A 21,748-nucleotide genomic window follows, 5' to 3' on the forward strand; every position below is an offset into this window, starting at 1 on the left:
CACATGGAGCGAAGCGTAATGTGAGACGGGGTGGGGTGACGGTCTCTCCACATCCAACAGTTCCCGAGTGGAGAGATCACCCCACCCCGCTCGCGCTGCGCGCGATCGACCCTCCCCCTCCAGGGCAGGGCAATCGCATATGGGAGTGATGTCGCCCGTGGCCATCCTTCGAGACGCCCGCCGTTGGCGGGCCCTCAGGATGAGGACTGAGGGCATTTCGCTCGTTTCAACGGCCTCCGATATCGCTTAGCCTCATCCTGAGGAGACCGCGAAGCGGTCGTCTCGAAGGACGAGGCGCGCGCTCAGCTCGCGCAAAGAGCCATATGCGATAGCCCTGCCCTCCGGGGGAGGGTAAGCGAGCAGCGACCTACGAAGCTCAACCCACCGCCTTCTCGCCCTTCAACGCCGCGACCTCCGCCTCCAGCTCCGCAATCCGCGCGTCCCTTGCCGCCAGCGCGGCTGCGACATCTGCCGCGTCGAACTTCTGCGGAATGTGCTGCGGGCAGTTGGTGTCCCATGCCGCGATCTTGAACAGGACTACCTGCTCCGGCCGCGCACGGTAGCCCTTCGGCATCAGCGAGGTCGTCAGCGCCTCGTCGTCCTCGACGATTCGCGCTTCACCCCAGATCTTCACCCGGCGGCGATGGGCGTAGTCCATCACGAAGATATAGGCCTTGGGATTCTCCGATAGGTTGCCTTGCGTGATGAACTGCTGGTTGCCGGCATAGTCGGCGAAAGCCAGGGTCTGCTTGTCCAGCACCTTGAGGAAGCCCTTCGGGCCGCCGCGGTGCTGGATATAGGGCTGGCCGTCGGCCGCGGCGGTGGCGAAATAGAAGCTGTTGGCATCGGCCAGAAAAGCCGCGAGGTTGTCATCGACCTCGGTGCGCCAGCCGCGCTGCTCGCTCCGCGCATAGGCCTCACGTGAGCCCTTGCGGGCCTGGATCGCCTTCACCGCCGGCGAGAACGCGACGTCGCTGGCATAGGTGCGGACTGCTGTCATCGGAACGCCTCCTGAAATTCCGGCGCATCGCTGCGTCTTCGCCGACAGAAATGGACCTTCCGCGCGCCAAAACAATCTGCCTGCTTGACACTTCATCATTGCGGTATATGCAATAATGCCCATGGACCGCCTCGACGCCATGCACGTCTTCGTCACCGTTGCCGACCTGCGCGGCTTCGCGCCGGCGGCGCGCAAGCTGCAGCTGTCGCCCTCGGCGGTGACGCGGTTGATCGCGGCGCTGGAGGAGCATCTCGGCGCGCGGCTGCTGCAGCGAACCACGCGGCAGGTGAGGTTGACCGACGTCGGCACGCGGTACCTCGAGCGTGCGCGGCGCATCCTCGCCGATGTCGAGGAGGCCGACGGCTCCGCGCGGGAGGAGCGCAACCGGCCGAGCGGACGGCTGGTGGTGTCGGCGCCGGTCGGCTTCGGCCGCCTGCATGTCGGCCCGGTCATGACCGCCTATCTCAAGCGCTATTCCGAGGTGGCCTGCGAATTGCGGCTGTCCGACCATCTCGTCAACCTCGTGGAGGATGCCGTCGACGCCGCGGTGCGGATCGGTCACCTCGCCGATTCCTCGCTGGTGGCGCGCCAGGTCGGCGAGATGCGACGGATCGTGGTGGCCTCGCCCGGCTATCTCAAGCGCCATGGCGAGCCGAAGATGCCGGAGGCGCTGCGCGAGCACCAGACCATCCAGTTCGGGCCGTCCGCCAGCTGGCATTTCGTGCAGGACGGCCGCGAGGTCGAGGTGGCCACGGTCCCGCGCTTCAGCAGCAACAGCGCCGACGCGGCGCTGCAATATGCCGAGGCCGGCGGCGGCGTGACAAGGGTGCTGGCCTATCAGGCCGCGGACGGGCTGAAGCGCGGACGGCTGAAGATCGTCCTGGCAAAATATGAGCAGCCGGCGCTGCCGATCCACATCGTCTATCCGACCTCGCGCCTGCTCTCGGCCAAGGTGCGCGCGTTCATCGATCTCGTGGTGGAGACGGCGGAGTGGCGGTTTGGGTGAGGATCGTCATTCCGGGGCGGTCCCCAGGAACGACAGCTACCCCTTCTTCGGCACCACGCGAAACGTGCCGCTCGCGCGCGCGATCACTGCATCATCGGCTTTCACCAGGCACTGCGCGAAACAGATCGTCTTGCCGGTCTTGATCACGTCGCTCTCGATCGAACACCACTGGCCGATCTCGGCGGAGCCGACGAAATCGACCGAGAGCGAGACCGTCACGAACGAAATGGTCCAGCCCGTCGCCTGCGCACAGCTATAGCCCATGGCGTTGTCGGCAAGCGCGGTGATGAGGCCGCCATGGATCAGGCCGCGACCGTTGGTGTGCGGCTTCGCCAGCCGCAGGCCGATGATGACGGCCTTGTCGGTCTTCTTCGCATAGAGTGGCTCCCAGGGCTCGCTGAGAGGGCTCTTGCGAAAGAGCGGCTCCAAGCCAATGGGGATGTCGGTGGAGGTCATGGCTGTCTCGCGTGTCGTTGGCTGCCGCCATTGAACGCGATGTGGATGACAGTTTCACCGCCTACAAAGTTTTAAACGGGATTTGCGCGGGTGTTTGAAATGGATGGTGTCGCAAGGCACAGATAAGGTAGGGTGAGCAAAGCGAAGCGTGCCCACGAGCTTTCGCGATGATAGGAGAATCGTGGGCACGGCGCTTTGCGCCTTTGCCCGCCCTACGGCACTGTTACATTAAAACGGCAGCCCCACATAATTCTCCGACAGCGACGTCATCGCCGCCTGCGACTGCGTGACGTAGTCGAGCTCGGCGAGCTGGATGCGCGCGCCGATCGTGCCGGTGTCGGGGAATTTGTGCAACATCGAGGTCATCCACCAGGAGAAGCGCACGGCTTTCCAGACGCGCGCCAGCGCCTTGGTCGAATAGGCATCGATGCCGGCGCTTGATTTCTCATCGTAGAATTCCCGCAGCGCGCTCGACAGATAATGCGCGTCGCTGGCGGCGAGGTTCAGGCCCTTGGCGCCGGTCGGCGGCACGATGTGGGCGGCGTCGCCGCACAGGAACATCCTGCCGAAGCGCATCGGCTCGGCGACGAAGCTGCGCAGGGGCGCGATGCTCTTCTCGATCGAGGGACCCGTGACGAGGCTGTCGGCGGCCTCCTGATCGAGCCGGCGCTTCAGCTCGTCCCAGAAGCGGTCGTCGGGCCATTGCTCGACATTGTCATCCAGCGAGCACTGCACGTAGTAGCGGCTGCGCCTGGTCGAGCGCATGGTGCAGAGCGCAAAGCCGCGGGCATGGTTGGAGTAGATCAGCTCGTGGCTCACCGGCGGGGGATCCGACAAGATGCCGAGCCAGCCGAACGGATAGACCCGCTCGAACTCCTCGATCGCCGAGGCCGGCACGCCGGCGCGGCTGACGCCGTGGAAACCGTCGCAGCCGGCGATGAAGTCGCAGTCGATCGCGTGGGTAACGCCATCCTTGACGTAAGTTACGCGCGGGTGACTGCCGTCGAAGTCGTGCGGCTTGACGTCCTTGGCCTCGTAGACCGAGACGAGGCCCGCGGCCTTGCGCGCATTCATCAGGTCGAGCGTGACCTCGGTCTGGCCATAGATCATGACCGTCTTGCCGGTCGCGCCCTTCATGTCGATGCGGTGACGGCGGCCGGAAAAAGCGAGCTCAATGCCTTCGTGCACCAGGCCTTCGGCATGTGCCCGGGTCGCTGCGCCGATCTGGTCGAGCAGTGCGACGGTTCCCTCCTCCAGAAGGCCGGCGCGGATACGGCCGAGCACATAATCCGCGCTCTGCCGCTCCAGAATGACATTGTCGATGCCATAAGCGTGCAGCAATTGCCCAAGCAACAATCCGGCCGGCCCGGCCCCGATGATTGCGACCTTTGTCCGCAATACTTGCTCCTCCCGATCCTGTAGGCTTTCGTCGCGACCCGCTTGTCGCGTCAAGACGCGCAGGATAATTATACCATATAACGGTTGGGCAAAAGGGGAGCGCTGGTCGCTGCGAAGGGCGACGAATCCATGCCAAGGCTGACGGTGAGGATGCGACAGAGCTGCGTGCCAGTTCCGACTTGAACACGTCCGCCATTTAGATAACATGTTAATTAATGAGACCGGGCCATCGAAAGCCCGCCGTCGACAACAGGGAGAGACGTGATGAGGAAAGCCTGTCTGGCGTTGCTGCTGGCAGCAAGCGTGACGCCTGCGTTTGCGCAGGACAAGACCTTCGATTTGAAGATCTCGCACTGGGTGCCGGCCTCGCATCCACTGCAGAAGTCGCTGGAGGACTGGGCTGCGGCGGTCGAGAAGGATTCCGGCGGCACCATCAAAGGCAAGGTGTTTCCAGCCCAGCAGCTCGGCAAGGCGTTCGACCATTACGACATGGCGCGCGACGGCATTGCCGACGTCACCTACGTCAATCCCGGCTATCAGCCCGGCCGCTTCCCGATCGTCGGCGCCGGCGAGCTGCCGTTCCTGATCTCGGACGCCAAGGGCGGCTCGATGGGGCTGGACGCCTGGTATCGCAAATATGCCGAGAAGGAGATGAAGGACGTCAAATACTGCCTCGCCTTCGTCCACTCGCCCTCCTCCTTCCATTCCAAGACCAAGAAGATCGTCAACCCCGAGGACGTAAAGGGCATGAAGATCCGCCCGGCACACGCCACCATGGCGAACTTCGTCACCGCCCTCGGCGGCACCAACGTGCAGTCCTCGGCACCGGAGGTGCGCGACATCATCGAGCGCGGCGTCGCCGACGGCGTCACCTTCCCCTGGGGTTCCCTGGTGCTGTTCGGCATCGACAAGGTGACCAAATACGACATGGAGGCGCCGCTCTACACCACGACCTTCGTGTTCGTGATCAACAAGGACAAGTACAATGCGATGTCCGACAAGCAGAAGGCCGCGATCGACAAGAACTGCTCGGTCGAGATGGCGGGCGCGGTCGGCGAGCACTGGGGCAAGTTCGAGGACGCCGGCATCGACAAGGTGAAGGCCGAATCCGGCCACGACGTCTACAAGCTGACGGCCGAGCAGACCGCCGCCTGGAAGAAGGCCGCCGAGCCGCTGGTGAGGACCTGGGCCGACGGCGCCAAGAAGGCCGGCGCCGATCCGGACGCGGCGCTGACCGAGCTCAAGGCGTCGCTGAAGAAGTACAACGCGCTGGCGGAGTGACGCGATGGCGAGCTCTCTCCCCCTCTCCCCGTTCTTACGGGGAGAGGGTTGGGGTGAGGGGCTGCTTCCGCAAAGATGGCGACAGATGGACTCGCGGAGAGTCCCCCTCACCCGCACCGCATCTCCGATGCGTTGCGGCCTCTCCCCGCACGCGGGGAGAGGCGAAGCGCGCGGCGACATCTGGCTCAAACGAATGACCTCACGCGATAGGACACTCCCATGAAGCGCTCCTGGATGGACCGCATCATCGATTCCATCGAATGGATCGCGGCCGGCTTCGTCGGCATCGTCGCGCTCGACATCTTCCTGTCGGTGCTGCTGCGCAACACGCTGAACTACTCGATCCCCGACAGCTTCGACATCGGCCGCATGCTGCTCGGCATCCTCATCTTCTGGGGCATTGCGGCGACCTCCTATCGCGGCACCCATATCACGGTGGATCTCGTCTGGGGCAATGTCGGACCGCGTTATCAGCGCTGGATCGACGTGTTCGCGACCCTGGTGCTGCTGTTCGTGGTGACGGTGCAGACCTGGACTTTGTTCGACAAGGTGCGCGGCACCTACAACGACAACGTCCAGACCTTCGACATGCACATGCCGACCTGGCCGTTCTTCGCGATCGCCTGGATCGGCGACGTCTCCGCCGTGCTGCTGATCGCGATCCGCACCTACCGGCTGATATTCCATCCCGAAGACATGCACGATCCCAAATTGAAGGCGACGGAGTAATCATGAGCACCGATGCCGTCGCCTTAATCGGCTTCGTTTCGTTATTTCTCCTGATGCTGCTACGCGTGCCCGTCGGCATGGCCATGGGTCTCGTCGGCGTCTCCGGCTTCGCCTATCTCGTCAACGGCAACGCGGCGCTGAAGCTGGTCGGCCAGACCTCGATGCGCACGGTGACCGACTACACGTTCGGCGTCATCCCGATGTTCCTGCTGATGGGCTCGTTCGTGTCTAACTCCGGCATGAGCCGCGAGCTGTTCCGCGCCGCCAACGGTTTCGTCGGCCATTTGCGCGGCGGCCTCGGCATCGCCACCGTCGGCGCCTGCGGCGGCTTTGCCGCGATCTGCGGCTCGTCGGGCGCGACCGCCGCGACCTTCTCCGCCGTCGCCTACCCGGAGATGCGCCGCTTCGGCTATCCGCAGTCCTTTGCCACCGGCGTGATCGCGGCGGGCGGCACGCTGGGCGCGATGCTGCCGCCCTCCACCGTGCTCGCAGTCTACGGCATCATCACCGAGCAGGACATCGGAAAGCTCTTCATCGCCGGCATCATCCCGGGCCTGCTGGCGATGTCGATGTACATGATCACGATCTTCCTGATCGGCTATTTCCGCCCCGACTTCCTGCCCAAAGGCAAGGTGACGCCGTGGCGCGAGCGCTTTGCCGGATTGAAGGAGATCTGGGCGCCGGTGCTGCTGTTCGTGTTCGTGATCGGCGGGCTCTACGGCCTGCCGTTCCTGCCGCGCTTCACTCCGACCGAAGCCGGCGGCGTCGGCGCCGCCGGCGCGTTCATCATCGGCGTGCTGACGGGCCGCCTCGACCGCGAGAAGATCCTGGCCTCGCTGCTGCAGGCGACGCGCACCGCGGCCGCCGTCTTCACCGTGCTAATCGGCGCGCTGATCTTCGGCTATTTCCTCACGGTGACGCAGACGCCGCAGAAGGTGACGGAATTCCTCACCGGCCTCGGCCTCGGCAGCTACGGCGTGCTGGCGCTTATCATGGTGATGTATCTGGTGCTCGGCTGCCTGATGGACGCCATGGCGATGATCATCCTCACCGTGCCGATCATCTTCCCCGTCATCACGCATCTCGGCTTCGATCCGATCTGGTTCGGCGTCATCATCGTGATGCCCGTCGAGCTCGGCCTGATCCCCCCGCCGGTCGGCATGAACGTCTTCGTCATCAAGAGCGTGGTGAAGGACGTCTCCTTCTCCACCATCTTCAAGGGCGTGATCCCGTTCGTGGTCACGGACCTGATCCGTCTCGTGATCCTGATCGCCTTCCCGCTGCTGGCGACCTGGTTGCCGACCCGTATGATGGCGAATTGACGAGGTGAAGCGATGACCACGCCGACGTTGGAAACAAAGCACGTCTTCACCATCACTGCCCGCATCGGCGACGTCGTCACCGCCGGCGAGACCGGCATCGGCGTGCGCCGCATCATTCCGATCATCGGCGGTGACGTGCAGGGCGCGATCTCCGGCAAGGTGCTGCCGTTCGGCGCCGACTTCCAGACCATCCGTCCCAACGAGCTGATCGATCTCGAAGCGAGGTACGCCTTCGAGACCGGCGACGGCGCCGTGGTCTATGTCGAGAACAAGGGCATGCGCTTCGGGCCCGTCGAGCTGCTGCAGAAGCTCAAGCGCGGCGAGCCGGTCGATCCCAAGCTGATCTATTTCCGCACCGTACCGCGGTTCGAGACCGGGCACGCGAAGTATCGCTGGCTGATGGAGCACCTTTTTGTCGGCTCGGCCGCGCGGCACGCGGACCGGGTGGTGATCGACGTGCATCAGGTGATGTGAGGGCCGCGACCTCGTCATTGCGTGCGTAGCGAAGCAATGACGGGGAATGTTATTGTAGTTGAGCTCCACAACCCATTTTTTCCGACGCGAGGCGCCCGCCGGAGCCATATCCTAACCCCGTCCCTCCTTGACTCCTCCAGAATTCGTTATACAACATAACTATTCTGACAAGGACGCAAATGACACAGGGAAACGCCGAAACCGCTGACGCGGGTGCCTCCGGGCTATTGAAGATCGAGCGGGCGGACCGGGTTCTGACCGTGGGTCTGAACCGGCCGGCCAAGCGCAATGCGCTCAACGACGGCATCATCCTGGAAATCGGCAAGTGTTTCGCGTCCCTGCCCGAGGATATCGGCGCGGTCGTCATCCACGGCATCGGCGATCATTTCTCCAGCGGCCTCGACCTCTCCGAACTGACCGAGCATGACGCGACCGGCGGCCTGCTGCATTCCCAGATGTGGCACCGGGTGTTCGACCGCATCCAGTACAGCCGCGTGCCCGTGATCGCGGCGCTCAGGGGCGCGGTGATCGGCGGCGGGCTGGAGCTGGCCTGCTCGGCGCATATCCGCGTCGCCGAGCCCTCGACCTATTTCGCGCTGCCGGAGGGACAGCGCGGCATCTTCGTCGGCGGCGGCGGCTCGGTGCGGCTGCCGCGGGTGATCGGCGTCGCCAGGATGATGGACATGATGCTGACCGGCCGCGTCTACAGCGCGACCGAAGGCGCGTCCTACGGCTTCGCGCAATATGTGACGGAAAGCGGCAACGCGCTCGGCAAGGCGATGGAGCTTGCGACCAAGGTCGCGTCCAATGCGCCGCTGACGAATTTCGCCGTGCTTCAGGCGCTGCCGATGATCGCGGAGGCCAATCCGCAGACCGGCCTGCTGATGGAGTCGCTGATGGCCACCGTGGCCCAGAGCGACAAGGAGGCGAAGCGCCGGATCCGCGAATTCCTTGAGCACAAGACCGCAAAGGTGAAGCCCAAGTCATGAGCGCGCAGCCGTCCTCTTCCAGCATGGAGCGCGGCGCGAACACTTTTCCGCTGCGGCCCATCTCGTTCGGCGATCCCGCCGTCAACATCGAGCGGCGCGACGACGGCACGATCTATCTCAGGCCGAAGCAGCCGCTCGGCGACTATCCCGTGCGCATCACCGATCGCCTGCATCACTGGGCGACGACGACGCCGGAGCGGGTCTTCATGGCCGAGCGCGAAGGCGGCCGCGGCTGGCGCAAGCTCACTTACGCCGAGCTGCTCATTGCGAGCCGGCACATTGCATCGGGCCTGATTGCGCGCGGCCTGTCCGCGGAGCGGCCGGTCGTCATCCTCTCCGGCAACTCGATCGACCACGCCTTGCTCGCCTTCGGTGCGTTCTATGCCGGCATTCCGTTCTGCCCGGTATCGCCGGCCTATTCGCTGGTGTCGAAGGACTACGGCAAGCTGTCCTACCTGATGAAGCTGCTGACGCCCGGGCTGGTCTTCGCCGAGGATGCCGACAAGTTCGCCGACGCGCTCGCCGCCAATGTCTCGCTGGGCACCGAGATCGCCGCGTCCTATGGCGGCGTGCCGGGCCGCGACGTCACGACGCTCGCCGACCTGATGGCGACGCCGATCCGCAGCGATCTCGAGGAGGTCCACGGCAGGATCGGCCCCGACACGATCGCAAAGTTCCTGCTGACCTCGGGCTCGACCGGCAATCCCAAGGCCGTCATCAACACCCAGCGCATGATCTGCGCCAACCAGGTGATGCTGCGCGAGACGCTCGCCTTCCTGAAGGACGAGCCGCCCGTCATCATCGACTGGCTGCCCTGGAATCACACCTTTGGCGGCAACCACAATATCGGGCTGACGCTCTACAATGGCGGCTCGATGTATCTGGACGCCGGAAAGCCGATGCCCGGCGGCATCGAGGAGACCGTGCGCAATCTCCAGGAGATCTCGCCGACGGTCTATTTCAACGTGCCAAAGGGCTATGAATCGCTGCTGCCCTATCTGCGCGACGACCAGGGCCTGCGTGCAAAATTCTTCGACCGGCTGCATGCGATGTTCTTCTCGGGCGCCGCGCTCTCGCCGTTCATCTGGGACAGCCTCGATGAGCTCGCGGTGAAGGAAAAAGGCTACCGCGTGCCGATGCTGACCGGCTTGGGGGCGACCGAGACCGCGCCGTTCTTCATGTCGGTCACCCCACGCCCCAGCCGCTCCGGCCATGTCGGCCTTCCCGTCTCCGGCAACGACGCCAAGCTGGTGCCGAACAACGGCAAGCTGGAAGTGCGCGCCAAGGGGCCGAACGTCATGCCCGGCTACTGGCGCCAGCCCGACATCAGCGCGAAATCCTTCGACGAGGAAGGATTCTACAAGATGGGTGATGCGCTGAAGCCGTCCGACCCTGAGGATCTCAATGCCGGATTCGATTTCGACGGCCGTGTCGGTGAAGACTTCAAGCTCGCCAGCGGCACCTGGGTCAGCGTCGGCCCCTTGCGCGCGCGCCTCACGGCGGCCTGCGCGCCGCTGGTGCGCGACGTCGTCATCGCCGGCATCAACCGCGACGAGATCTCCGCCCTCGTCGTGCTCGACCTCGACGGCTGCCGGCTGATCAATCCGACGCTGCCGACCGACGACCTCGTCGTCGCGACGCGCGACCGGCTGGGGCGCGAAGCCTTCCGCGAGCGCCTGACCCGTTTCCTCAGCCAGGCCACCGGCTCCTCGACCCGGATCACGCGCGCCATCCTGATGGACGCGCCGCTCTCGATCGACAAGGGCGAGGTCACCGACAAGGGCTCGATCAACCAGCGCGCGGTGCTCGAGCATCGCACCGAATTGATCGAGGAGCTCTACGCTGCCAATCCGTCCAACCGTGTGATATCGGTCGGATAAGAAATCACCGCACCAGGAGAACGCCATGTTGTTGAAGGATCAGGCAGCCATCGTCACCGGCGGCGCATCGGGACTGGGCGCGGCCACCGCGCGGAAGCTGGCGGCGCAGGGCGCCAAGGTCGCGGTCTGCGATCTCAATGCCAAGCTGGCTGAGACGGTCGCCGCCGAGATCAAGGGCGTCGCCGTGACCTGCGACGTCTCCGATGCCGCCTCCGCCGAGGCTGCGGTCGCGCAGGCTGCGAAAGCTCACGGCCCGGCGCGCGTGCTGGTCAATTGCGCCGGCATCGGCGTCGCCAAGCGCGTGGTCGGCCGCGACGGCCCGATGGCGCTCGCCGATTTCGACAAGGTGATCAAGGTCAATCTGATCGGCACCTTCAACATGCTGCGCCTCGCCGCCACCGAGATGTCCAAGCTGGAGCCGCAGGCCACCGGCGAACGCGGCGTCATCATCAACACGGCCTCCGTCGCCGCCTATGACGGCCAGATCGGCCAATCCGCCTATTCGGCGTCCAAGGGCGGAATCGTCGGCATGACGCTGCCGATCGCGCGCGAGCTGGCGCAGTTCGGCATCCGCGTGCTGACCATCGCACCCGGCCTGTTCCTGACCCCGCTGCTCGCCAATCTGCCGCAGGAAGCCCAGGATTCGCTGGCCGCCGCGATCCCCTTCCCGCGCCGGCTCGGCCAGGCCGACGAATTCGCCGCGCTCGCGCTGCACATGGTCGAGAACGCGTACCTGAACGGCGAAGTGGTGCGCCTCGACGGCTCGCTGCGCATGGCGCCGAAGTAACTTCGTAAGTAAGGCGCGACAGATGTTCGTGAACCGGCGCGAGGTCCAGGTCCAGTGGGGCGATTGCGACCCCGCCAACATCGTCTACTACCCGCGCTATTTCGCGATGTTCGACGATTCGACCTCGACCCTGTTCGAGGTCGCCGGTTTCTCCAAGCAGGATCTGGTCCGCAAATACGGCCTGGTGGGCATCCCCATGGTCGACACGCGGGCCAAGTTCTACATCCCCTCGACCTATGGCGACTGGATCACCATTGAAACGAAGATCGAGAGCATCAAGCGCTCGAGCTTCGAGGTGAAGCACAACGTTTACAAGGGCGAGGCGCTGGCGATCGAGGGCTTCGAGACCCGCGTCCTGGTCGGCCGCGATCCCGTTAACCCCGACAAGCTGAAATCGGCACCATTCCCGGCGGAAATGGTAGCCAAATTCACCGGAAGCTAAATCGCCGCATCACCAAAAGAGGGGGCTGAATTACCCCCCGATTTCTGCTTTCAAAGAACACGTCAAGGGAGGAATAGATGAAACGCTTTTACCTGACTGCCGCGATTGCCGCGGCGACGCTCGCCCTGCCGGCGCTGCCCGCGCTGGCCCAGACTAGCGAAATCACCATCGGCATCACCACCACCACGACCGGGCCCGGCGCGGCGCTGGGCATTCCCGAGCGCAACGCGCTGGAATTCGTGCCGAAGGAGATCGGCGGCGTGCCGCTGAAGGTGATCGTGCTCGACGACGGCGGCGACCCCACCACCGCGACCACCAACGCCCGCCGTTTCGTGACCGAATCCAAGGCCGACATCATCATGGGCTCGGCGCTGACGCCGCCGACCATCGCGGTCTCCAACGTCGCCAATGAAGCCGGCATTCCGCACTTTGGCCTGGCGCCCTTCCCGATCACGCCCGAGCGCATGAAGTGGTCGGTGGCGATGCCGCAGCCGATTCCGATCGTCGGCAAGGTGCTGTACGACCACATGAAGGCCAAGGGCGTGAAGACGCTCGGCTATATCGGCTATTCGGACTCCTATGGCGACCTCTGGTTCAACGACCTCAAGGCCCAGGCCGTGCCGATGGGCATGACCATCGTCGACGAGGAGCGCTTTGCCCGTCCCGACACGTCGGTGACCGGACAGGTGCTGAAGCTCGTTGCCGCCAATCCCGACGCGATCCTGGTCGGCGCATCCGGCACCGCGGCCGCGCTGCCGCAGACCGAGTTGCGCGAACGCGGCTACAAGGGCCTGATCTACCAGACCCATGGTGCCGCCAGCATGGACTTCATCCGCATCGCCGGCAAAGCGGCGGAAGGCGTGCTGATGGCCTCGGGCCCGGTAATGGACCCGGAGGACCAGCCTGACAGCGCGCTCACCAAGAAGCCGGGCCTCGCGCTCAACTCGGCCTATGAGGCCAAATACGGCCCGAACAGCCGCAGCCAGTTCGCCGGCCATTCCTACGACGCCTTCGAGATCCTGAAGCGTGTCGTCCCCGTGGCGCTGAAGACGGCCAAGCCCGGCACGCCGGAATTCCGCGAAGCCATCCGTCAGGCGCTGCTGTCGGAAAAGGACCTCGCGGCAAGCCAGGGCGTCTACAACTTCACCGAAAAGGACCGCTACGGCGTCGACGAACGCGCCCGCATCCTGCTCACGGTGAAGGACGGCAAGTATTCGCTGGTGAAGTGAGTGCGGCGCGAGTTTTGAGACGACGAGAGCCGGCCTGATGGGCCGGCTCTTGTGTTTTCAGCTCCAGACACCCTCTGGCTGTCATGCCCGGGCTTGTCCTGGGCATCCACGTTCTTTGGAGCCTGCGGGAAGGCGTGGATGGCCGGGACAAGCCCGGCCATGACGATATGGTAGATTTCGCGCCACAAACTCGAAGCGTCGTATCAGACTCAAGCCGCCTGCCGCAGCGGGATCCAGGCGAACTCGGGATAGTACGTCTCCATCATGCGGTCGACATAGGCGGTGAGGTTTGGAAATCCCTCGGCGCGTTGGCGCAGGGCGGATTCGAAGAAGGGCGTCAGGACCCCCCCGAGCATACCGAAGGCGGTGGCATCGACGCCGCAGGGCTTGTTGCCCATCAGGTACGCCTTGTCGCCGAGCTGCACCGACAGCGCGAACAGCGAGCGCACGGCGAGGTCGACATCGTCATCAGGCGCGTGGCGGCCGAGGCCCGAGAGCAGATAGTTCTCGGCGACGCGGAATTGCGCGTCCTCGCGCAGCTTCTCGCGGTTGTGTTCCGGTGCGCCGTCGAAGAAATGCGCAGGCCCCTTGGCGAAATTGACCGGATCGACCCAGCGCGCCCCGACCAGCCCCCAGTAGATATGATGCTCGACCATGCGCTCGAACGCCCAGGCCTGCGCACGCTCGGCCAGCGTGAGGCTGGCATCGAAATCGAAGCCGTAACGGCGCTCGATATGGGCGCGGATGAAGGTGGAATCAGCCACCGCCTCACCGCCGTCGTCGATGAACGGCAGTTGCCCTTTGGGCGAGGCCGGCGGCATCGCCCGCTCCTTCCGGTAGGGCAGTCCCGCCATCTTGAGCTGCACCTCGGTCTTGGTGACGAAGGGGCTGATTTCAGGCAGGCCGAAGCCGGTGCCAAAGCCGTAAAGCGTGATCATGCGATCTCTCCTGGACCTGCGAAAGTTTGGGGAACCTAGTGACCGGCTGCTGCCACCATGGTGGCAGCAGCCGTGATATCTTCTGCGAAACGGGCCCCTCGCCAGGCGCGGCCCATGATGTGGCGGACCAGCGCGTTCGCGGCCTGGGTCAGCGAGCGTTCAGCCAGGCTTGCGAGGGCAAACCGGAGGTCGACGGCCATGAGATCGAGCGAAACCAGGCGGCCGAACACCGATGCGGACCACGCCTGTGCCCGCAGCATCGGAACGGCCGGGCCGAAATGGGTTGGAATGATCATGGACAAATCCTCTTCAGTCGCTGTGTTGTCCCGGTATAGAACTCCCCTGCTGCCAACATCCTGTCAGCAGCCGCGCGCCCCTTTCTGAAAGACGACCGATAAGAGAATTGTCATGAGACGCGCCGACCGGCTGTTTCAGATCATCCAGGTGCTGAGGCGCACGCGTAAGCCGCTGACGGCGGATGCCATCGCGGCCGAGCTCGAAACCTCGAAGCGCACGATCTATCGCGACATCGCAACGCTGATCGGCCAGCGCGTGCCGATCCGCGGCGAAGCTGGCATGGGCTACATCCTTGAAAAGGGCTTCGACCTGCCGCCCTTGATGCTGACTCCCGACGAGATCGAGGCGGCCGTGCTGGGCGCGCAATGGGTCGCCGGCCACGCCGACTCGGCGCTGGCGCGCGCGGCCGAAGACCTGATGGCCAAGATCGCCGACACCGTGCCCGAGCGCCTGCGTCCCTTCGTGCTGGAGCCGGCGAGCCGCGCACGCCCCAGCTGGAACAGGGAGCCGGACCGCCTGGACATGGTGCGCACCCGCACCCAGATCCACGAGGGCAAGAAGATCATGCTGCGCTATCGCGACGAGCAGGGCCGCGCCAGCGAGCGCATGATCTGGCCGATCTCGGTCGGCTACCTCGAAGCGGTGCGGCTGCTTGCAGCCTGGTGCGAGCTGCGCAGCGACTTCCGCAGCTTCCGGACCGACCGCGTGGTGGAGGCGAGCTACCTCGACGAGAAATATCCGGAACGACGCGACGTGCTCCGCGCCAGATGGCGGCAGAGCCTGGTCTGGGGCCCGCCCAAGGATACTTGAAGAACGTGACGAGAATGCAAGAGAGTTCCCCCATCGATCCGTCGAGCTGTTGCCAGAGTTGCGGCGCGTGCTGCGGCTATTCGGCCAACTGGCCGCGATTCTCGATCGAGACCGACGAGGAGCTGGCCGCCATTCCGGAGACGCTGGTCAACGAACGCCAATCCGGCATGCGTTGCGACGGAGATCGCTGCGCCGCCCTGCAGGGGGAAATCGGGAAAGCGACGGCGTGCGGCATCTATGCGATGCGGCCGGAGGTGTGCCGCACCTGCATGCCGGGCGATGCCGAATGCGCGATGGCGCGGCGGAAGTTCGGGCTGCCGGTGATCGCGAGCGCATGATCCGGACCCGCAGGGCCGCGTTAGCGCAAAGTGTGCAGCGGTTTTCCGCGCGACAAACGCAAAGCGTTTGCGCGGAGATCATGCGCCAACAAGAAGCCCCTTAAGCGGGAACTGCTTCGCTGATCTCGTCGTCGAATTCGTCCTCGAGCGGTGCGAGCACCGAGAGCGGCTTTGTCGACAGCGTGATCGGCTTGCGGCCGCCCGACAGCGACGGCGAGGATTTCGCCGTGCCTTGGCGCGACAACGCATGCAGCGTCGAGCCGACGCGGCCACCGTTCTCGATCAGGTCGCGTTCGCTGCAGCTCGCTGCGATCGCGACCGCCAGCGAGTGCAGGTGGCTGCGGCGGTAGCAGAACAACGCCAGCCTGGCGCGCACGTCAGGGGAAACACTCTCAACCAGCCTCGGCAGGCCACTCTCGCTGGCGCGATACATCTCGCCAAGGAGTTCGTCGCGGACCGGGCAGAAATCGCTTTCAAAGGCGTCGCGGCTTGAAAACATTGCAGTTCTCCCTCGTGGGAAGAAAATGCAGCGCAATTCGCTAATGAAAGGTTAACCACGCTGCCCGGTAGTCACCCGGGGCGCTTGCGCGTGGACCGCGAATCAAAGGGGCGCCGTCCATCATGTTGGAGGAGTTGGAGCATGAAGATTGTGACTCCGTCATTCCGGGGCGGTCCGCGGGACCGAACCCGGAATCTCGAGATTCCGGGTTCTCGCTTCGCGAGCCTCGGAATGACTGCGTAGCAGTCAGTTCGCCGCCATGAAGATGGAGAGGCCGAAGCCGGTCAGGTGATGCAAGGCCTGATCGACGCCGATCAAGGTCCAGAACCAGGGATGCGCAAGGTCGACACCGAAATTCGCCGAGACGAACCCCTTGGCACGATCGATCGTGATGTGGATCACGAAGTCGATCAGCGCCACGAACCAGAATTTCGGCGCCACGATCAGGATCAGCGGCAGCGCAACCGCAAGATGAACGAGGCAGTGCACCAGAAGTGGCAGGGCCCAGCCGTGCTTCTGGTCCTTGCCGTGCGCCATCCAGGCGGTCTGGAGCACGAAATCGGCGATAATGTGCTTGAAGGTGAGCAGCAACATCCAGCCAATGAGCGCTTCGACCGGAACCGCCGATGACATGGGTGGAAACGACAAAGCTGACGCCCTCATTGACGTGACAAGAAAAATTGGAGCGTTCAGCGCAGCTTCTTCTTGGACCAGTTCTGGACCGGTCAAATCGCCGGGACGGGCGATTTATGACATCTCCCGCGGCGGAATGCAGCCGGGGGGAACCGGAAAATCGTCAAGTGTGGCTAACTGGTGATAGGATGAGCAATCGCGGCGGAGGCGAAGCGTAAGGTTACCGTCGGCTCGAAATTTGCATTCCGCGGCCTTCGCGCTATCATCGAAGATAGAAAATATCGTTCTTTTTTCAGGCGCTTACGAATTACAGGCCGCTCGCCGCGATCTCGCCCGCGAGCCCCGCCACCGAAAGAATAAGGCCAGAGTGCTGCCATGAGTACTGAAGGCCCCACGTCGCCACTGACGGAGCCGCCGCCCCGGCGCCCCAAGGTGATCAAGACGAATCAGCAGCAGGTCTTCCTCTACGTCGTGCTGACCCTGCTGTTGTCGCTCGCCACCGTCTGGGGTGGCCGCATCATGCTGCACAATTCGGAAACGCTGACCTTTGCCGTCGGCGCTTCCAACAGCGACGAGGCCCTGTTCGCGGCCAAGCTCGCCAGCGTGCTGAAGGCCAACGCCTCGCGCTTCCGGATCAAGGTCGTCAACAACGCCGACAACGCCAGGGCGCTCGCACAGTTCGACCGCAAGCAGGCTGACCTTGCCGTCCTGCGCACCGATGCCAAGGTGCCGCTGCGGGCCCGCACGCTCGCGGTTCTCGAGCACGATCTCGTGCTTCTGCTCGGTCCCGGCAACAAGAAGATCAAGTCGATCGCCGAGCTGAAGAAGAAGAAGGTCGCCGTTCTCGCCGAGAGCGAATCCTCCGTCGCCTTCGTCCGCAGCATCCTCGACCTCCCCGACGGTCCGGACGCTGCGAAGATCCAGATGGCGCCGCAGGGAGCAACGCTGGACAAGCTGTTTGCGCCGTCAAACGGCTTTGGCGCGGTGATTGCCATCGTCCATGCCTCCAGGGCGGTGCGGGACAAGGCCTATGAGCGGTTCGCCAGGCGCGGCGGCTTTACCCTCAACGCGATCGACGAGGCCAAGGCGCTGGCGCGCCGGCTTCCCGGCATTTCGAGCGAGACGCTGACGGCAGGCACCCTGTCGACCTCGCCGCAAATACCCGACGACGACCTCGACACGATCGGGCTGGAATGGCTGCTGGTCGCACAATCCAGGATGTCTCCGACCACGGCAGGCGAGCTCGCACGCACCGTTTACGAGAACAAATCCGCACTCGGGCTCGACAACGGCTTTGCCACCAGGATCGAGCCGGCCTCGGTCGAAAAGGACGCTTTCGTCATGGCGCACCAGGGGGCGGCCGACTACATCAACGACGACACCAAGTCGTTCATGGATAAGTACAGCGACTTGATGTATCTGAGCGCCGCCGCACTCAGCGTCATCGGCTCGATCTTCGCCGCGATCTACGCCAAGGTCACGCGCATCGCGCCGGAGAAGGCCAGCGAGCTCTCCACCGCCATCCTCGACATCGGCGAGCGGATCGAGCATGCCCACTCCCTGGATCAGCTGGAATGCCTCCAGGACGAGCTGGAAGGCATCTTGCGCGGCGCCGTCATCGGCCTCAGAGACGGCACGATCAGTACCGACGGGCTCGACACCTTCAAGCTCGGCTACGAATTCGTCCGCGACGAGATCGGCATGCGTCGCGACTATCTGAAACGTCATGCCAGCGAGACCGAGAAGGCGGCGCGCGACGCCGGCCCTGCCCAGCCCGACGACAGCAATGTCGTGGTGGTGAAAACCGCCCAGAGCGCCTGAGAGGCCGGGCCGGTCAGGCTGTCCATCAATCTCTTGTCCCGGATAGGCCGCAATGTCGAAGGCATTGCTGCGCTGCGTCTGGAGCACGAAAGTGAGGCCATGCCCGCCCGATCGATGACCCGCCGTCTGGAACCGCTGTGATCTGCAACCGTTGGTTCGCGGTTACAACCGGAGACCGCAGCATGCGAGCACTCCTCATCATCCTCCTTCTGGGAATGTTGGCGGCGGCCGGCTACTTCGCCTATTCCGCAATGGCGGTCGAAGGCGAGCCGATCCCGACCGAAGGCTACGTGGCGCTGGCCCTCGGCGCAGGTTTTTCCGTCCTGGTCGGTGTCGGACTGATGGTTCTGCTGTTCTTCAGCAGCCGCCGCGGTTACGACGAGCCGCCACATTTCAAGTAGGCCACCCGCAACGACGGCAGCAGGGACCGGTGGGCCCGGCGCGGCGGCGCCGATCACGCTGCCTGCCCGCGTCGTTGACGGCCCTCGCCCGGGCGGGCACTTTGGCGCCGGCGTCCCAGCCGGGGCCCCGAAGACTTGTCCCAAGACAGCCCAGACCGAGCCGCCTTCCCGCATGTCCAAGCCGCTGATTTCCGCTCTGGCCCAGTTCGCGGCCGCCACGGCCGGCCGCAACATGACCAAGGCGGCCTATGTCGCGGTCAGCATCGGCGTGCTCGGCATGGTGTTGCTGTCGGACAAGCGGGCCGACGAGCTGCACGGCTGGATCAACGCGCTGCTCTGGGCGTGCCTCGCCTATTTCGTGTTCGAATGGCTGGTCCGGCTGCGCCACATGGGACAACAGGGGCGGCTCTCGCTCTATGTGTCCTCTTCCGCCGGCATCGTCGACGCGATCGGAGCGCTGGCCGTGCCGGTCGCGCTTCTCCTCGGCGTCGAGCCCAGAACGGCCTGGCTGCTCAGCGTGCTCTGGGTGCTGAAGGTGGTCCCGGGCATTCCGGGCCTGCGGCAGCTTCGCCGCGTCCTGGTGCTGGAATCGGGACCGCTGGTCAGCGTGCTCGTGATCTTCTTGATGGTGGTCTTCCTCGCCTCCGTCGCCGAATATTTCCTGGAGCGGGACGTGCAGCCGCAGACGTTCGGCAGCGTCCCCGCCGCGCTGTGGTGGGCCGTCGTCACGCTGACGACGACGGGCTACGGCGACGTCGTGCCGGTCACGCCGCTCGGGCGCCTGGTGGCGGCCGCAGTGATGATCTCCGGCCTCGGCGTGTTCGGCCTCTGGACCGGTATCCTGGCGACCGGATTCGCCGCCGAGACGCGGCGCGACAATTTCCTCAAGACCTGGGAGGCCGTCAGCAAGGTGCCGTTCTTCGCGGCGCTTGGACCGGCTGCGATCGCCGACGTCACCCACATGTTGCGGACCATGGAGCTGCCGGCGCGCACCATGATCATCCGCAAGGGAGCGCAGGGCGATTGCATGTATTTCATCGCCGCCGGCGAGGTCGAGGTCGACCTGCCCGGCAAGAAGGTTCAGCTCGGCGAAGGGGCCTTCTTCGGCGAGATGGCGCTGCTCGGCAACAACAAGCGCGGCGCCAACGTCTCGACCACGAAAGTGTCGCGGCTTCTGGTGCTCGACCTCGTCGACTTCCGCGTGCTGATGGCACGGCACCCGGATCTCGCCGAGACCATCGACGCGGAAGCAAGACGCCGCGCGCTGGAAAACAAGTAAGAAGGAGACAAGAATGTCGGACACAGCCGACGCGGCATCCAGCCCCGTGCTCGAAACCAACGGCGCGCGCGCGACCATCCGCCTCAACCGGCCAAAGCATCTCAACCGGCTCCAGGCGGAGGATCTCGACGAGCTCGTCAGACTGTTCGACGTGGTGGAGGCCGATCCAGCCATTCGCGTGCTGGTGCTGACCGGCACCGGCCGCGCGTTCTCGGCCGGCTATGACCTCAACTCGGTTGCCGAGCGTGCCGTCAGCGCAACCGAGCAGCAGAGCGCGGGCTCTGCCTTCGAGGCGGTCGTCAACCGGCTGGAAGATCTCGGCGTACCGACGATCTGCCGGCTCAACGGCGGCGTCTATGGCGGCTCGACTGATCTCGCACTCGCCTGCGATTTCCGCATCGGCGTCGACAGCGCCGAGATGTTCATGCCGGCGGCGCGGCTCGGGCTGCATTATTACCCGAGCGGCATCAAGCGCTACGTCACCCGGCTCGGCGTCGACAACGCGAAAAGATTGTTCCTGACCGCGCAAAAGATCAGCGCGCCGGAGATGCTGCGGATCGGCTACCTCACCGCCATGGTACCGGAAGAGACGCTCGACGAGGAAGTCGACAAGCTCGCCGACATTCTCGCCGGCAACGCGCCGCAAGCCATGCGCGGCATGAAGCGCGCGATCAACGAGTTCGCCCGCGGCGAGCTCGACGCCGACGCCGCCGACCAGCGCCACCGCGACAGCATGCGCGGTGACGAGATCAAGGAAGGCATCAAGGCGTTTGCGGAGAAGAGGGCGCCGCGGTTTTGAGAAGGCGGTCAGGGAGTACGAGGGGGCGCCTCATACTCCACTGTCGTCCCGCACAAGCGCGCCTCAAGCGCGCAGATCCGGGACCCATAGCCACGACGAGTGGTTGTGGCGCAGGGCTGGTCACTCCAGGTCTTCGCAAAACTATCGCTGCGGCGTATGGGTCCCGGGCCCGCGCTGACGCTTGCCCGGGACGACAGCGGAGATTGAGGCGCGCCTGTCGGCATCAACACAAATGCCTTTACGCACCCGACGCCTTCGCATGCTGTGCGGCCATCTCCTCGTCGGCCGCAGTGATGCGCTGGAACGCCGGACGCGCGGTCATGCGCTCGGCATAGCGGACGAAGACGTCCTTCTTCGGCACGATGCCGAACATCATGGTCCAGTTGAAGGCGACGCCCCACAGCACGTCCGCGGCCGTCATGCGCTCGCCGAGCAGATACGGCCCCTTCGACAGCTGCGCTTCAAGCGCCCCTAGCATGGTGTCGTAGTCGGCATAAGGCGACTGCGTGATCGGGGCCGGCTCACGCTGCATGAACTTGTCGATCAGCGCCGGCTCGAACGAGGCGCCGTAATAGGCAATCCAGCGCAGATATGGACCGCGCAAGGAATCGTTCAGCGCGGGCGTCAGACCTGCCTGCGGGAAGAGATCGGCGAGATAGATGGTGATCGCGACCTGCTCGGTCACGAGCTCTCCGCGATGATGGACCGCCGGCACCTTGCCCAGCGGATTGATGGCGAGATAGCCGGGCTGGCGCTGCTCGCCGGCCTTCATGTTGAGGACATGGAGATCGTAGGGCGCGCCCAGTTCCTCCAGCAGCACCCGCGTGCCGGTGGCGCGGCTTTGCGGCGAGTAATACAGCGTGATGGGGTTCGGATCGGTCATGGCAGTCTCCTCGGGGGGCGGTCGGGCGAGGCGCCATCTCTAGCGAACCATACCTGA

24 protein-coding genes are annotated in these 21,748 nt (G+C 64.7%); 16 read left to right on the forward strand and 8 right to left on the reverse strand.

Annotated elements, in window-relative coordinates; translation table 11 throughout:
• Window positions 1–376: 376 nt before the first annotated feature.
• Window positions 377–1,000: a pyridoxamine 5'-phosphate oxidase family protein gene (locus X268_RS28670; protein WP_128928040.1), complete on the reverse strand. Its 624-nt coding sequence runs from the start codon at window positions 998–1,000 to the stop codon at window positions 377–379.
• Window positions 1,001–1,121: 121 nt separating this feature from the next.
• Here X268_RS28670 and X268_RS28675 point away from each other — a divergent pair, with 121 nt between their 5' ends.
• A complete protein-coding gene (locus tag X268_RS28675; protein ID WP_128928042.1) occupies window positions 1,122–2,006 on the forward strand; it encodes a LysR family transcriptional regulator in 885 nt (294 codons plus the stop codon).
• Window positions 2,007–2,042: 36 nt separating this feature from the next.
• Here X268_RS28675 and X268_RS28680 read toward each other — a convergent pair whose 3' ends face one another.
• Window positions 2,043–2,462: a PaaI family thioesterase gene (locus tag X268_RS28680; protein WP_128928044.1), complete on the reverse strand. Its 420-nt coding sequence runs from the start codon at window positions 2,460–2,462 to the stop codon at window positions 2,043–2,045.
• 228 nt (window positions 2,463–2,690) lie between these two features.
• A complete protein-coding gene (gene pobA, locus X268_RS28685) occupies window positions 2,691–3,860 on the reverse strand; it encodes a 4-hydroxybenzoate 3-monooxygenase (protein WP_128928045.1) in 1,170 nt (389 codons plus the stop codon).
• Window positions 3,861–4,124: 264 nt separating this feature from the next.
• On the opposite strand from pobA, the gene X268_RS28690 reads away from it, so the two are divergent.
• From X268_RS28690 to X268_RS28730, 9 genes are all read left to right on the forward strand, one after another.
• On the forward strand, window positions 4,125–5,141 hold the full coding sequence (locus X268_RS28690) for a TRAP transporter substrate-binding protein (RefSeq protein WP_128928046.1): 1,017 nt from the start codon (window positions 4,125–4,127) through the stop codon (window positions 5,139–5,141).
• Between the two features lie 219 nt (window positions 5,142–5,360).
• Window positions 5,361–5,870: a TRAP transporter small permease gene (locus tag X268_RS28695; RefSeq protein WP_128928047.1), complete on the forward strand. Its 510-nt coding sequence runs from the start codon at window positions 5,361–5,363 to the stop codon at window positions 5,868–5,870.
• Between the two features lie 2 nt (window positions 5,871–5,872).
• On the forward strand, window positions 5,873–7,192 hold the full coding sequence (locus tag X268_RS28700) for a TRAP transporter large permease (protein ID WP_128928048.1): 1,320 nt from the start codon (window positions 5,873–5,875) through the stop codon (window positions 7,190–7,192).
• 12 nt (window positions 7,193–7,204) lie between these two features.
• Window positions 7,205–7,666 carry a DUF3237 domain-containing protein gene (locus X268_RS28705; RefSeq protein ID WP_128928049.1) on the forward strand — a complete coding sequence of 154 codons (462 nt, stop codon included), beginning with the start codon at window positions 7,205–7,207 and terminating at the stop codon, window positions 7,664–7,666.
• 179 nt (window positions 7,667–7,845) lie between these two features.
• The gene (locus tag X268_RS28710; RefSeq protein ID WP_128928050.1) at window positions 7,846–8,655 is read left to right on the forward strand and encodes a crotonase/enoyl-CoA hydratase family protein; all 810 of its coding nucleotides are present in this window, start codon (window positions 7,846–7,848) and stop codon (window positions 8,653–8,655) included.
• On the forward strand, window positions 8,652–10,535 hold the full coding sequence (locus tag X268_RS28715) for a feruloyl-CoA synthase (RefSeq protein ID WP_128928051.1): 1,884 nt from the start codon (window positions 8,652–8,654) through the stop codon (window positions 10,533–10,535). Before X268_RS28710 ends, X268_RS28715 begins: the two co-directional genes overlap by 4 nt.
• A gap of 25 nt (window positions 10,536–10,560) precedes the next feature.
• Entirely contained in the window at window positions 10,561–11,322 is a 762-nt protein-coding gene (locus X268_RS28720; RefSeq protein ID WP_128928052.1) for an SDR family NAD(P)-dependent oxidoreductase, read from the forward strand.
• A 22-nt stretch (window positions 11,323–11,344) separates the two neighbouring features.
• Entirely contained in the window at window positions 11,345–11,764 is a 420-nt protein-coding gene (locus X268_RS28725) for an acyl-CoA thioesterase (RefSeq protein WP_128928053.1), read from the forward strand.
• 77 nt (window positions 11,765–11,841) lie between these two features.
• Window positions 11,842–12,993 carry an ABC transporter substrate-binding protein gene (locus X268_RS28730; RefSeq protein ID WP_128928054.1) on the forward strand — a complete coding sequence of 384 codons (1,152 nt, stop codon included), beginning with the start codon at window positions 11,842–11,844 and terminating at the stop codon, window positions 12,991–12,993.
• 209 nt (window positions 12,994–13,202) lie between these two features.
• Here X268_RS28730 and X268_RS28735 read toward each other — a convergent pair whose 3' ends face one another.
• Together X268_RS28735 and X268_RS28740 are read right to left on the reverse strand one after the other, a co-directional pair.
• Window positions 13,203–13,931, reverse strand: coding sequence for a glutathione S-transferase family protein (locus tag X268_RS28735; protein WP_128928055.1), 729 nt, complete (start codon window positions 13,929–13,931; stop codon window positions 13,203–13,205).
• Window positions 13,932–13,966: 35 nt separating this feature from the next.
• Window positions 13,967–14,227, reverse strand: a complete 261-nt coding sequence (locus X268_RS28740) for a hypothetical protein (RefSeq protein WP_128928056.1) — start codon at window positions 14,225–14,227, stop codon at window positions 13,967–13,969.
• Between the two features lie 112 nt (window positions 14,228–14,339).
• Between X268_RS28740 and X268_RS28745 the strand changes: the two genes are divergently transcribed.
• A complete protein-coding gene (locus X268_RS28745; RefSeq protein ID WP_128928057.1) occupies window positions 14,340–15,038 on the forward strand; it encodes a helix-turn-helix transcriptional regulator in 699 nt (232 codons plus the stop codon).
• 14 nt (window positions 15,039–15,052) lie between these two features.
• A complete protein-coding gene (locus tag X268_RS28750; protein WP_164938198.1) occupies window positions 15,053–15,376 on the forward strand; it encodes a YkgJ family cysteine cluster protein in 324 nt (107 codons plus the stop codon).
• 100 nt (window positions 15,377–15,476) lie between these two features.
• Here the strand turns inward: X268_RS28750 and X268_RS39675 are convergent, their stop codons facing one another.
• Both X268_RS39675 and X268_RS28760 read right to left on the reverse strand, forming a co-directional pair.
• Complete coding sequence (locus X268_RS39675; protein ID WP_164937974.1) at window positions 15,477–15,875, reverse strand: hypothetical protein; 399 nt, start codon at window positions 15,873–15,875, stop codon at window positions 15,477–15,479.
• Between the two features lie 246 nt (window positions 15,876–16,121).
• Window positions 16,122–16,469, reverse strand: a complete 348-nt coding sequence (locus X268_RS28760; RefSeq protein WP_063994636.1) for a DUF3307 domain-containing protein — start codon at window positions 16,467–16,469, stop codon at window positions 16,122–16,124.
• A 414-nt stretch (window positions 16,470–16,883) separates the two neighbouring features.
• Here X268_RS28760 and X268_RS28765 point away from each other — a divergent pair, with 414 nt between their 5' ends.
• The 4 genes from X268_RS28765 to X268_RS28780 all read left to right on the forward strand — a co-directional run bounded on the left by X268_RS28765 (window position 16,884) and on the right by X268_RS28780 (window position 20,808).
• Entirely contained in the window at window positions 16,884–18,329 is a 1,446-nt protein-coding gene (locus tag X268_RS28765) for a TAXI family TRAP transporter solute-binding subunit (protein WP_128928061.1), read from the forward strand.
• 182 nt (window positions 18,330–18,511) lie between these two features.
• A complete protein-coding gene (locus X268_RS28770; RefSeq protein ID WP_128928062.1) occupies window positions 18,512–18,730 on the forward strand; it encodes a hypothetical protein in 219 nt (72 codons plus the stop codon).
• Between the two features lie 172 nt (window positions 18,731–18,902).
• Entirely contained in the window at window positions 18,903–20,009 is a 1,107-nt protein-coding gene (locus X268_RS28775; RefSeq protein ID WP_128928063.1) for a cyclic nucleotide-gated ion channel, read from the forward strand.
• A 13-nt stretch (window positions 20,010–20,022) separates the two neighbouring features.
• Complete coding sequence (locus X268_RS28780; RefSeq protein WP_128928064.1) at window positions 20,023–20,808, forward strand: enoyl-CoA hydratase/isomerase family protein; 786 nt, start codon at window positions 20,023–20,025, stop codon at window positions 20,806–20,808.
• 238 nt (window positions 20,809–21,046) lie between these two features.
• Here X268_RS28780 and X268_RS28785 read toward each other — a convergent pair whose 3' ends face one another.
• On the reverse strand, window positions 21,047–21,691 hold the full coding sequence (locus tag X268_RS28785; RefSeq protein WP_128928065.1) for a glutathione S-transferase family protein: 645 nt from the start codon (window positions 21,689–21,691) through the stop codon (window positions 21,047–21,049).
• Window positions 21,692–21,748: the final 57 nt, after the last annotated feature.

This window comes from Bradyrhizobium guangxiense (genome assembly GCF_004114915.1).
Classification (GTDB): Bacteria; Pseudomonadota; Alphaproteobacteria; order Rhizobiales; family Xanthobacteraceae; genus Bradyrhizobium; species Bradyrhizobium guangxiense.